General features: G+C 74.0%; 12 protein-coding genes and 1 tRNA gene. 3 read left to right on the forward strand and 10 right to left on the reverse strand.

Features of this window, described 5'->3' with window-relative positions; genetic code table 11:
- Positions 1–144: 144 nt before the first annotated feature.
- From STTU_RS16575 to STTU_RS16590, 4 genes are all read right to left on the reverse strand, one after another.
- Positions 145–235, reverse strand: a tRNA-Ser gene (locus STTU_RS16575).
- Between the two features lie 65 nt (positions 236–300).
- The gene (gene tadA / locus STTU_RS16580) at positions 301–792 is read right to left on the reverse strand and encodes a tRNA adenosine(34) deaminase TadA (protein WP_007824870.1); all 492 of its coding nucleotides are present in this window, start codon (positions 790–792) and stop codon (positions 301–303) included.
- A gap of 77 nt (positions 793–869) precedes the next feature.
- Entirely contained in the window at positions 870–1436 is a 567-nt protein-coding gene (locus STTU_RS16585) for a hypothetical protein (protein ID WP_007824871.1), read from the reverse strand.
- Positions 1437–2190: 754 nt separating this feature from the next.
- Positions 2191–2460, reverse strand: a complete 270-nt coding sequence (locus STTU_RS16590) for a hypothetical protein (protein WP_007824872.1) — start codon at positions 2458–2460, stop codon at positions 2191–2193.
- 109 nt (positions 2461–2569) lie between these two features.
- Between STTU_RS16590 and upp the strand changes: the two genes are divergently transcribed.
- Positions 2570–3205 (forward strand): uracil phosphoribosyltransferase, encoded by a 636-nt coding sequence (upp, locus tag STTU_RS16595; protein WP_007824873.1) that lies wholly within the window; start codon positions 2570–2572, stop codon positions 3203–3205.
- A 555-nt stretch (positions 3206–3760) separates the two neighbouring features.
- On the opposite strand, the gene STTU_RS16600 is transcribed toward upp, so the two are convergent.
- The 3 genes from STTU_RS16600 to STTU_RS16610 all read right to left on the reverse strand — a co-directional run bounded on the left by STTU_RS16600 (position 3761) and on the right by STTU_RS16610 (position 6648).
- Positions 3761–4363 (reverse strand): LytR C-terminal domain-containing protein, encoded by a 603-nt coding sequence (locus tag STTU_RS16600; RefSeq protein ID WP_043255424.1) that lies wholly within the window; start codon positions 4361–4363, stop codon positions 3761–3763.
- A 986-nt stretch (positions 4364–5349) separates the two neighbouring features.
- Positions 5350–5646, reverse strand: coding sequence for a type II toxin-antitoxin system VapB family antitoxin (locus STTU_RS16605; protein ID WP_009067182.1), 297 nt, complete (start codon positions 5644–5646; stop codon positions 5350–5352).
- Between the two features lie 135 nt (positions 5647–5781).
- On the reverse strand, positions 5782–6648 hold the full coding sequence (locus STTU_RS16610; protein ID WP_007824875.1) for an SDR family oxidoreductase: 867 nt from the start codon (positions 6646–6648) through the stop codon (positions 5782–5784).
- A 147-nt stretch (positions 6649–6795) separates the two neighbouring features.
- Here STTU_RS16610 and STTU_RS16615 point away from each other — a divergent pair, with 147 nt between their 5' ends.
- Positions 6796–7473, forward strand: coding sequence for a TetR/AcrR family transcriptional regulator (locus STTU_RS16615; protein ID WP_043255426.1), 678 nt, complete (start codon positions 6796–6798; stop codon positions 7471–7473).
- Between the two features lie 276 nt (positions 7474–7749).
- Here the strand turns inward: STTU_RS16615 and STTU_RS33165 are convergent, their stop codons facing one another.
- From STTU_RS33165 to STTU_RS16625, 3 genes are all read right to left on the reverse strand, one after another.
- Positions 7750–8283, reverse strand: coding sequence for a hypothetical protein (locus STTU_RS33165; protein ID WP_078518990.1), 534 nt, complete (start codon positions 8281–8283; stop codon positions 7750–7752).
- 205 nt (positions 8284–8488) lie between these two features.
- Positions 8489–9181, reverse strand: a complete 693-nt coding sequence (locus tag STTU_RS16620; RefSeq protein ID WP_007824887.1) for a histidine phosphatase family protein — start codon at positions 9179–9181, stop codon at positions 8489–8491.
- Between the two features lie 38 nt (positions 9182–9219).
- Positions 9220–10179 (reverse strand): NAD(P)-dependent alcohol dehydrogenase, encoded by a 960-nt coding sequence (locus tag STTU_RS16625; RefSeq protein ID WP_199785078.1) that lies wholly within the window; start codon positions 10177–10179, stop codon positions 9220–9222.
- Between the two features lie 115 nt (positions 10180–10294).
- Between STTU_RS16625 and STTU_RS16630 the strand changes: the two genes are divergently transcribed.
- The gene (locus STTU_RS16630) at positions 10295–10990 is read left to right on the forward strand and encodes a TetR/AcrR family transcriptional regulator (protein WP_007824890.1); all 696 of its coding nucleotides are present in this window, start codon (positions 10295–10297) and stop codon (positions 10988–10990) included.
- Positions 10991–11822: the final 832 nt, after the last annotated feature.

The following is an 11822-nucleotide window of genomic DNA, read 5'->3' on the forward strand; positions in this document are numbered from 1 at the left end:
CGGTCGTCCAGGGCGGCTTGGGGGCCTCGGGGCCTGCCCGGCAACGTCCACGGGGCACCGCGGAGAGATCCGCCCGGCCCGGGGTCCAGCGGGCAACGCAAAACCGCCCCCGACCTGATTGCCCAGGTCGGGGGCGGTTCTCGCTGGCGGTAGCGGTGGGATTTGAACCCACGGTGACGGGTTACGCCACACTCGCTTTCGAGGCGAGCTCCTTCGGCCGCTCGGACACGCTACCGAGAAAGACTCTAGCCCATGAAAGGCCGTGGTTTGAAATCGGTTGTGCGCCCGCCGGGGAACGGCTCAGCGGGTAGCGGTGAAGAAGGCGTCCAGGAGGGCCGTGGACTCGGGGGCGAGGACGCCCTCGACGACCTCGGCGCGGTGGTTGAGGCGGCGGTCGCGGAGCAGGTCCCACTGCGAGCCCGCCGCGCCCGCCTTCGGATCGCGCGCCCCGTACACGACCCGTTCGACGCGCGACTGCGTGAGCGCGCCCGCGCACATCGGGCAGGGTTCCAGCGTCACGACGAGCGTGCAGCCGGTCAGCCGCCACTCGCCGCGCACGGCGGCGGCTCGGCGCAGCGCGAGGACCTCGGCGTGCGCGGTGGGGTCGTGCGTCGCCTCGCGCTCGTTGCGGGCCCGCGCCAGCTCCGTACCGGACGCGTCGAGCACGACGGCCCCCACCGGGATCTCCCCCGCGTGGGCCGCCTCGGCGGCCTCGGCGAGCGCCGTGCGCATCGCGGGCCGCCAGGGGTCTCGTACGGGATCGGGGTGCACGGCACGTACCTCGGGCTGCATGGCACGTACCGTAGCGCCGCCGTACGAGGGGACCCGTACGGCGGCGCCGGGGCGGTGCGGTGGTGGTGCCGAGGGGGTCAGCGCACGGCGTCCGCCAGTTCGCCGATGCCGAGGGCCTCGCCGATCGCGGCGAGCGGGTCGGACTCGTCGACCGTGAGCAGGTCGGCGGGGGCCATGCCCAGGTCGGCGAGGATCTCCGCGTCGCCCACGGGGCCCGGGGGTACGGAGTCGGCGGACGCGGAGCCGTAGTCCTCGCGGTCCGCGTCCTCCTCCTGGTCGGGGTCGCCCTCCTCGGTGCCGTCGAGGTCCAGGGCGTCCAGATCGGTCGAGGGGTCGACGTCGGTCGGTTCGCGGCCGAGCAGTTCGTCGGTGAGGAGGATCTCCCCGTACGAACTGCGGGCAGCCGCCTGTGCGGCGGAGACGTAGACGCGGGGATCGTCCTCCCCGTCGACCCGGACGAGGCCGAACCAGGCCCCCTCCTCCTGCTCCACGTAGACGAGCACGGTGTCGTCCTCGGCACCGGTCCTCTCCGCGTACTCCCTGGCCAGATCGGTCAGGTCGGACAGGGTCTCCACATCGTCCAGCTCCGTGTCGCTCGCTTCCCACCCGTCTTCGGTGCGCGCGAGCAGTGCGGTGAAGTACACCGTGACTCTCCCACTGGTTCTGAGGGTGCCGGTCGCCCGGCTGAGGCCGGGGGCGGAGGGCGGTGCGAAGTCCCCGTCCCCTTCAGCGGAATCGTGGCAGAAGCGCGGTCGCCGGGTGAAGTGTTCCCGCCTCTGTGTCCGCACCCCGCTTCGACTCCGCCACCGAGTCTGCGCCGCCCGCCCACCCGAGGAACAGGGGCCGCGCCGAAACGGGGTCGGCATATGGGTGGTCCGGGGGAGGGGGTGAGGGGTGGAGGGGGGTGAGGGGGCTCGTCACAGGGGGAGGGGCTGGGGGCGGAGGGGATGAGGGGGCGTGCCTGAGGAGCGGCGGGGGTGGGGTGGCGGTCGGGATCGCGCGGGGGCGGTGGCGGGTTCGCGCGGGGCGGCGTCGGGTTTGCGTGGGGTGGGGCCAGGTCTGCGTGGGGCGGGGCCGGTCTGCGCGGTGCCGGGTTTGCGCGGGGGCGGTGCCAGGTCTGCGTGGGGCGGGGCCGGTCTGCGCGGTGCCGGGTTTGCGCGGGGGCGGTGCCAGGTCTGCGTGGGGCGGCGAGGGTGCTGCGGGAGGGGGTGACGCCTGTGGGCCGGTGGGCGCGGCCGGGATCGGGCGGGGCTCGGGTCCCGCTGGCGGGCTGCGGGCCTGCGGGCCTGCGGGCTGACGGGCTTGCGGGCCAGCGGGTGCGGGCGTCGATGTGGTGCGGGGTGGGGTCTGGGCGCGGGCGCCCGTGGCGGGTGCGCGTACGGGTCCGCCGCGGCCCTCTCACCACCGGAAGCTGCGCATCCGCAATTGCTGGCGCCGCATCCGTGCCGCGCGGGCCCGGCGCGGCTGAACCCGTTCGCGCAGTTCCCGGGCCTCCTTCAGGTCGCGCAGGAACTCCGCGCGACGGCGGCGCCGCTCCCGGTCCGGCGGGGGTACGGGGGCCTCCTCGGCGCGCGGCTCCGGGAGCCCGGCCTCGCCGCCCAGGGTGTCCCGCTCGCGGCGCGGCTCCTCTCCGTCACGTACCGCTGCCTCCGTCATGCCGTCCGTCACCGTCCTCCGCCGCGGTGGGCACCCCGCGCCCTTGTGTCCCTTCGGTTCCCCGGGCAGGGGGCTTTGATGCCGGTCGGGTGCCCCGGGGGCGTCCGGTTACTGTGGTGAGATGCGGATTCACGTCGTCGACCACCCCCTGGTGGCGCACAAGCTCACCACGCTGCGCGACAAGCGCACCGATTCGGCCACCTTCCGGCGCCTCGCCGACGAACTGGTCACCCTGCTCGCCTACGAGGCCACGCGGGACGTGCGCACGGACCAGGTCGACCTGGACACCCCCGTGGCCCGGACCACCGGCGTGAAGCTCTCGTACCCGCGCCCGATGGTCGTCCCGATCCTGCGCGCGGGGCTCGGCATGCTCGACGGCATGGTCCGCCTGCTGCCCACCGCCGAGGTCGGCTTCCTCGGCATGGTCCGCAACGAGGAGACCCTCCAGGCGTCGACGTACGCGACCCGCATGCCCGAGGACCTCTCGGGCCGCCAGGTCTACGTACTCGACCCGATGCTCGCCACCGGCGGCACCCTCGTCGCCGCGATCAAGGAACTCATCGCGCGCGGCGCCGACGACGTGACGGCCGTCGTCCTCCTCGCCGCCCCCGAGGGCGTCGAGATCATGGAACGCGAACTCGCGGGCACGCCCGTCACCGTCGTCACCGCCTCGGTCGACCAGCACCTCAACGAGAACGGCTACATCGTCCCCGGCCTCGGCGACGCGGGCGACCGCATGTACGGCGCTGCGGAGTAGATAGGCAACACCCGTCGGTCCGGGCTCCGTCTCCGAGCCCTTCCGGCGGCTCAGGGTGAGCGGGGTCCGGGCCTGGGTCCCTTTGGGGCCGCGCCCGGACGGGCACTCGGTCGGGCCCGGGAGCGCGGCGTTCTCAGTCGGCTGGACCGGAGGTTGCGACGCTTTCAGCGGTCAGGCCCGGGGGCCGGGCTCGGAGGCCGTGGGGCCCTCGGGTGGCCCGGCGTGGAGAGCGCGACGCTCTCAGCGGTCCTGCCCGGAGGCCGAGGGCGGCCCTCAGGTCGCCCGGCCCTTCGGCCATGACGGCCGTGACGGCTCTCAGGTCGCCCGGCCCTTCGGCCACGGCGGCCGTGACGGCCCTCAGGTCGCCCGGCCCTTCAGCCATGACGGCCCTCAGTCGGCCCGGTCCTGACGTCGTGGCGGCCCCCCAGCGGTCCGGCCCTGAGGTTGTGGTTCCTCAGCGGCCCGGTCCGGTCGACCCGAAAGGCCGCCCGGCCGGGGCCAGGGGGCGCCGAGGTCCCGAGGGGCCGGTCGGCCCGCCCCGGTAAACCCCGCCCGTCAACACTTCGGCTTCGCCGACTCGGCGGGCCCCCGCTGCAGGGCGGCAAGCGCCTTCTCGGCCGTGCCGGGAGCGGTCAGCTTCGTGAAGCCGTCCCCGATCACGAGATCCAGCGCCGCCCCCTTCCGCGCGTCGGTCCGCGTCCCGGCCCCGGCGAACTGCGTCCCGAGGACCTTCAGCGAACTGTCCGCCGCGCTCTTCGGCCCGATCAGCAGCCCCGCCGTCTTCACCTTCTTGTCGTACGCGGCCGGCGCGTTGCCGACCTCGCCGATCGTGAAGCCCCGCTTCTTCAACTCGTCCGCCGTCTCCTTCGCGAGCCCCGAGCGGGTCGTCGCGTTGAGGACGTTGACCTTGACCGCTTTCGGCGCGGGCAGCTTCGACACCCGCGCGGGTTCGGCCGAGGGGCGGGCACAGTGCTTGGGCCCGGCTGCCGCCGTCGCCGTACCGCCGCCGGAGAACACGTCGAAGAGCTGGAGCGAACCCCAGCCGAGCAGACCGAGGACAGCGGCCGAGGCGACGATCACCGCCACGAGCCTGCCGCGTTTGCGGGGGCGCCGCATATGGGGGTACTTGTCCCCCGTGATGCGGTACTTGCCGCCCATGCCGGGAGGTGTGAGCATGCTCATACACGCAGCGTAGTGCGGCCCGCGAGCCATGCCTACTTAATGATCATCCACTTGGGTGCAGATCACCCGGAGCAACCCGAACGGCGGAACGAGCCCGGCGGAACGAGCCCGGCGGAACGAGCCCGGCGGAACGAGCCCGGCGGAACGAGCCCGGCCGAACGAGCCCGGCGGAACGAGCCCGGCCGGAAGGCCCCGGCGGGAAGGCCCCGGCTGGAGACCGGCGGCCCGGCCGCTGGCGGGAAACGCCGGATGTCTGCCGGTGCACGTCCGGAGCCGCCCGGCCGGCGCCGGGTGCCGCTGTCAGGAGAGCTGGCTCGCGCACGCGCGTCGCCGGTTGGCGGGCGTCCAGAGTCAGCCGGTAGGCACGTCCAGTGCCGGAGGCGGACGCCTCGACGCCGACTCGGGACATACCGCAGTACCTGCCCAGCGCTCATACTGCCGTGTGCCGTGTGCCGTGTGCCGTGTGCCGTGTGCCGTGTGCCGTGTGCCGTGTGCCGTGTGCCGTGTGCCGTGTGCCGTGTGCCGTGTGCGCCCCTGTTCAGCGCCGCCCAGCGCAAAGTGCAGCCTGCTGCCCGCCGGGAAGCCGGTGCGTGCGCCGTGTCCGCCGCCTCCCGGAAGCCTCCCGCGCCCACCAGCGCGACGCTCGGCCCACCGCCGCCTTGTGGGAGCCAGCCCACCGCCCTGCGGAAGCCAGCTTGCCCGCCCTGCGGAAGCCAGCTTGCCCGCCCTGCGGAAGCCAGCTTGCCCGCCTTGCGGAAGCCGGTTGCCCGCCGGGAAGTCCAGCCCGCAGCCTGCCGGAAAGCCGCACGTGCCATCTCCCGGGGAAGCGGCGCGTCCTACCCGCCCGACGCTCAGCAGCCCACCGAAAAGCCCCACGCCCCGCGCCGGGAAGCCCCGCCCGAGCACTCCGCCGTGGGTACCCCCAACCGAGGTACCGCCTCCGACGCGCGCCGCGAGACCCCTCAGTCCATCTCCAGCACGCGCGCGTGCAGCACCTGCCGCTGCTGGAGCGCCGCGCGGACCGCGCGGTGGAGTCCGTCCTCCAGGTACAGATCGCCGCGCCACTTCACGACGTGCGCGAAGAGGTCGCCGTAGAAGGTGGAGTCCTCGGCGAGCAGGGTCTCCAGGTCCAGCTGTCCCTTAGTGGTGACGAGCTGGTCGAGGCGGACCGGACGCGGTGCGACGTCCGCCCACTGCCGGGTGCTTTCCCGGCCGTGATCGGGGTACGGCCGGCCGTTTCCGATGCGCTTGAAGATCACACGGAAAGCCTACCGGGCCGCGTCCCCGAGGCGCAGCCGAGCGGGCGGTTTACGGCCCGCCGCGACCGATTCCCCTACGTTTCGTGCACGTATCCCGTACGGGCCGAGTTGTCACCCCGTGTATTCACATCGCCTTCACAGGCTCTCCGTCAGAAAACCGTGCAGGTCGAGCGGTTCACGGCCGAGCAGCTCACCGAGCGTCGGCCCCGTCTCGGCGAACTCCTTCGCCCGGCTCGCCCGGAAGAGGCCGAGCAGCAGGTCTGCCTGTGGCTCCGGCACCCCATGCTCGATGAGCTGTTCCCGCCACTGGTCGTCGGGCACGACGATCCGCTCGACCGGGCGCCCGGTGACCTCCCCCGCGATGCGTGCCACGTCGGAGAGATCGAGGGCCCGGGGCCCGGTGAGGGCGGGGGTCGGGCCGTCGAACGGCGCCTCGCCACGTTCCCCGTCGGCCAGGATCACGGCCGCCGCCTCGGCGAGATCGGCATGTGTGGTCCAGGAGACCGGGCCGTCCTCCGGCGCGTACAGCTTTCCGCTGTCCAGCGCGTCACCGAGGAGCTGGAGAGTCGTGGACGCGTAGAAGCCGTTGCGCAGCGAGGTGTAGGCGATGCCGCTCTCGGCGAGCAGCTTCTCGGTCACCGCGTGATCGGGCATGGGCGGGAAGGGGGAGGTGGGCGAGACGCCCTGGTGGCTCGTGTACAGCACGCGCCCGACGCCGGCCGCGCGCGCCGCGTCGATCGCCGCCGCGTGCCGCGCGACGGCCTCGGGGCCCGTCGCGTCCACCGACACGAGCAGAAGCTGACTGGCTCCCTCGAAGGCGTGCGCCAGGCTCTCGGGCTCGGCGAAGTCGCCGCGCCGCACTCGTACGCCTCGCGCCGCGAGGTCCGCGAGCTTCTCGGGGCTGCGCACGCTGACCCCGACGCGCTCGGCGGGAACGCGCCGCAGCAACTGTTCGACGAGCGGGCGGCCGAGCTGCCCAGTGGCTCCGGTCACGATGATCATGAGTGTCCTCCTGAGGCGATATCGTCGCTAACATGCACACTGTAACACCGATAATTCCCGTGTTACCAATTCAGCGATAACGGTGATACTCTGTGCTCACGAGCACGCGCCGCGTGCATGCGGACGGAGGAGGGACCGGTGGCGGCTGTGGAAGGACTGCGGGAGCGGATCGTGGCGGCTGCCACGGAACTCCTGGAGGAGAGCGGCAGGGAAGCGGTGACGACGCGGGCCGTCGCGGCACGCGCGGGCGTCCAGGCCCCGGCGATCTACCGGCTCTTCGGCGACAAGGAAGGTCTGCTGCACGCCGTCGCGGACGAAGGACTCGGCGCCTACTTGAGCGAGAAAGAGGCGCAAGAGCATGTGGAGGACCCGGTCGACGACCTGCGGGCCGGCTGGGACCTGCACGTCGACTTCGGCCTCGCGCACCCGGCGCTCTACTCCCTCATGTACGCGGACCCGGGCACCGCTCCACCCGCGTCGCCCGCCCTCACGGCCGCCGAGGAACACCTCACGCGCCGCATACGCAGGCTCGCGGCAGCGGGCCGGCTGCGCGTCGGCGAGCGCCTCGCCACCGACCTCGTCCACGCCTCCGGACGGGGTACGGTCCTCACGGTGCTCGCGGAGGGGCGCCGCGACGACGAGCTGCTGACCGCTTCGCGCGAGGCACTCGTCGCCGCGGTCACGACCGGAGCCCCCGCCTTCGAGAGCCCAGCGGGCCCGGCCGGGGCGGCGCGCGCGCTCCGTGCCGGGCTCGACGGGGTCACTGGGCTGTCGACGGCGGAGCGTCAGCTCATGGGGGAGTGGCTGGAACGGATCTCCGACTGAGCGGCCGGACGGGGGGAGGGGGTGGCGGCCGGGGTATCCGGTGCGGCCTCGGGCGAGGGTGAGGCTGCGGCCTCGGGTGAGGGTGAGGGCGCGGCCTCGGGCTCGCGCTCGGGCCGGTGGTCCTTAACGGGGCCGTCGTCGTGGTGCTCGGTACGGCGGCGCGCCTCGGCGCGGAGCAGGGCGTACAGGGCTGCGTCACGGTCGAAAGGCATGGGGGTGCTCCCTGGTGGTGCTGGTGGGTCGTACGGGGCGTGCTGAGCGGGTGGAGCGGGACTCTCAGCAGCGCAGGACGACGTGCGGGGGAGCGGGGTGAGTGCTGGGGGCGGGAGGAGCCTGCGCGGGTGCGGGCACCCCCGGTACAAGGGCGAGCCGGCGTCCGGCGCGGGGCGCGGGCGCGCGGGGTGGAGCGGCGGAGGTCGCCTCGGCAACGGCCTCCTCGACGGGCGCGCCCGCCTCCACCTCGGCGACAGAGGTGCCTGTGCCACCGGGGGTGCCCGTACCGCCGGGGATGCCCGTGCCACTGGGGGCGCCCACGCCGCCGGGGGCACCCGTACCACTGAAGGTGCCTGAACCACCGGGGTTGGCCGCGCCACCGGAGTAGCCCGTACTGGCGGGGTGATCCGTACTGCCGGGGTGACCCGTACTGCCGAGGAAGCCCGTGCCGCCGGAAAGTCCCGCACCGGTGAAAGACACCGCCCCCTCGGGGGCAGCCCCCACTGCCCCCGCCGAGCCGACGAGCACGCAGCAGAGCCCGAGCAGCGCGGCGGCCAGCGCCACCAGCCACCGCCCCGACACGTCCAAGCTCCGCATGGGGCGGTTCTTCCCACCGATCCCGCGACCCGTGCGCGAAGGCCCCGCTTAGCACCCGTACGGGGGACCCGCGCAGCTTCCGTCCCGTACACCCATACCCTCGGGCCCCCTAGCGCCCAGCCCCTGCCCCTTCACCCCAGCCCCCTCACCCCAACCCCCGCACCCCCCACCAACCTCGTCTCCCCTCCCCATCCCCCCCAGGAGCTCACCCCGGCAAGTGCCCCACCCCGCCCCACTCCGTCAGCCCCAACCGTCCCGCCTCCGCCACCCAGCGCGACACCGAGGCGTTGGGTACGGGTGGGAGTCGGTCCGGGGTGGGGTAGCCGATGCCGCCGAAGTACTGCCGTGCCGCCACCACGACCGCGTCGTGGGCGACGAGGAGCACGCGGCGGCCCGTCGCGGCGCGTGACAGTTCGGTGAGGAACTGGCCGACCCGGACCGTCACGTCGGTGAGCGCCTCGCCGCCCGGTGGCCGGTAGTACCAGGCGCCGACCCGCTTGCGCCGCTCCGCCTCGCGCGGATCGCGGGCCACGAAGGCGGCGGGCGGGTGGAGGGTGAAGATCCCCTGCTCGCGGTCGCGCAGGCGGTCGTCGACGAGGGCGTCGTCGGCGGAGAGACCGGCCGTCTCGGCCATGAGCCGCCAGGTCTCGCGGGCGCGCAGGTACGGGGAGCAGACGACGAGGAGGCCGGGGTCACGCTCGGCGAGCCAGCCGCCGAGCGCGGTGGCCTGGGCGACCCCCCGTTCCGAGAGGGGCACGTCCCGGTCGAGTCCCGGCAGCGGCTCGGTGCGGTCCGCCGTCGCGGGGTCGGCGTAGACGGCGTTCGCGGTGCTCTCCCCGTGGCGTACGGCCCACAGTTCGACGAGCGCGCAGGGCGGGGTGAGGGCGGGAACCGACACGAGTACCTCCCGGGGCTGGGGATCGTCCTCGCACAGCTCTACCCCTCCGCGTCCACCCGCACTACGTACTTGCCCCGAACGCCTCCCGCCTCCAGTGCCCGGTGGGCCTCCCCGGTCTCCTCCAGCGGGAAGACCTTGTCCACCTCGGGGTGGAGGGCCCCGGTGGAGACGAGCCGTGCGACCTCGTCGAAGAGGGCGCGTTTCGGGTTCCCGCTGAAGAAGCGGACGCGGCTGCGCCCGTGCACGGCGCTCGCGGCGATGCCGCCGAGCGAGGCGAAGGGGTGGGCGAGGTCGAAGGCGATCGTGACCATGCGGCCCCCGGGAGCCAACAGGCGCCGATAGGATAGGAGTTCGGTGCCGGCCGTGTCGAGTATGACGTCGTACGGGCCGAGATCGCCGGGGGAGACGGCGCGGTGGTCGTAGGCGTGGCTCGCGCCGAGGCTCCGTACGAAGTCCAGGTTCGTGGCGCGGGCGAGGGCCGTCACCTCGGCGCCGAGGGCGGCTCCGAGCTGGACGGCGACGTTGCCGACGCCGCCCGCGGCGCCCCGTACGAGGAGACGTTCGCCGGGCTTCAGCCGGGCCTTGTCGCGCAGCGCGGTCACGGCGGTCGTGCCGACGGGGAGCGCGGCGGCGGTGACGAGGTCGAGCCCGTCGGGGACCTTGCCGAGCCGGGCGGGCGTCGTCTTCACGTACTCCGCCGCGCTGCCGAAACCGGAGGCGCGCCCCACGATGCCCCACACGCGGTCGCCGGGCGCGAAGCCGCTCGCACCGGGACCGAGCGCGGCGACCTCCCCGGCGAAATCGAGCCCGACGCGCTGCGGGAACTTCCGCCCCGTGACGAGCCGCACCCGTCCGGCGCGCCCCGCCAGCTCCCCGCCGTTGACGCTGAATGCCCGTACGCGCACGAGTACTTCACCGGCCTTGGGCTCGGGGCGGGGCACGTCGCCGACGTACAGCACCTCGGGGCCGCCGTACCGGTCGTAGAGCACAGCCTTCATGGTCACGCACACCTTTCCTCGTCGGGCCCCCGCCGGGCCGAGCGTAGGCTGGCAAACGGACGGAACCGTCCACTTGGACCGGAGGTGAGAGACAGTGCCGGCCGATTCCTCTCGGATGCGTCCCGGGACGGCGCGCGAGGCGTTCGCCGCGCCTCCCGCCCCGCCTCTGCGCGCCGATGCCCTCCGCAACCGCGCCCGCCTCCTCGCCGCCGCCCGCGAGGTCTTCGCCGAGCGCGGGCTCGACGCGCCGATGGCGACCGTCGCGCGGCGCGCCGGGGTCGGCGTGGCCACGCTCTACCGGCGGTTCCCGACGCGCGACGACCTCGTACGGGCCGCCTTCGCGGAGCAGATGGACACGTGCGCGCGGGTGCTCGACGAGGCGGTGGCCGATCCCGACCCCTGGCGCGGTTTCCAGCGTCTCGTCGAGACGGTGTGCGCGCTCCAGGCCGAGGAGCGCGGCTTCCCGGAGGCGTTCGTACGGGCGTTCCCGGCCGCCGCCCGCGCGCACACCGACGCGGCGCGCGCGCAGGCCGCTGAGGACTTCGCGCGCCTCGTCGCTCGCGCGCAGGCGGCTGGGGCCCTTCGCCCCGACTTCCACCCGGCCGACTTCTCGATGCTGCTCCTCGCCCACGGCGGCCTCGTCGCCGCCGCCCCGGCCGACCGCGCGTCCTCGCGCCGCCTCGTCGCCTACCTCCTGGAGTCCTTCCGCGCCCGCCCCTCAAGAACAGCCCTCCCCCCACCGGGCACCCTGGACCTCATCGCCTGGCCGCAGCCGAACACCGCTGCTCAGCCCGCCAGTCCGGGCGCGTGAGGCGGGAAGGGGCGCGGCACTTCCCACCGGATGCTCTGCCCCAACAGCCTGTGAAGTCACAGACGCCTGGCTAGAGTTGTGCGGTGCGGTCCGCTGTGCCGGGACCGATGGGGCGGGGCTCGTGACGGGGTGGCGAGTGGTGCGCGAGGGCGACGACGGGGCGCTGAAGAACGAACGGCGCAGGTTCTTCATCGGTTTCGGCAGCGGGCTGTACCGCCACCTGCCGGAGCCGGGCCGTCGCCCGAGTCCTCCCTCGGCCGTTACCGGGTCGGAGTTCGCGCGGGTTGCGGCGGTCCCAGTACTGCTGGATGCGTCGCGCGAAGCCGCGCAACCCAGCACTTCGGGTCGACCCGGAGCCCCACGAGGAGCTGGTCGACGGTGCCGCTCGTGTTCGCGGTCGCGTTCCTGCGGCCGTCGTCAAGGTCCATGGAGAGGGGCAGGGGGCCTTCGGGGATGCGCGCGCGGCGAGTGCGTGCGCCGCGTGCTGTGCGAGGGGCGTTTTGCCGATGCCGTCCATGCCGTCCATGCCGGTCGGGCCGCTTCGGCAGGTCAGGACGAGCACGGGCGGGCCCGCGCCACCATCCACGCCAGCCTCCGCCGGTCTCCGCCGCCGTGACGAGGCGGGTCGGCCCCTCGCGGCTGTCCTCTCCGTATCCGGCGGCGGCGGCGAACTGGTGGGGCCCTCGGGGGCTTGGTGTGTGCTCGCGTCGTACTCGTCCAGGAAACCGATGTCCCGTGCCCGTACCGCCGGCTCGGTCTGTCCGGTCCGGCTGTTGTGCGGCTCGTCGCCCAGCGGGTCATGCCGTGGGTCGGTGCGGACGGGCGGGGGCGT

The organism is Streptomyces sp. Tu6071 (genome assembly GCF_000213055.1).
GTDB lineage: Bacteria > Actinomycetota > Actinomycetes > Streptomycetales > Streptomycetaceae > Streptomyces > Streptomyces evansiae.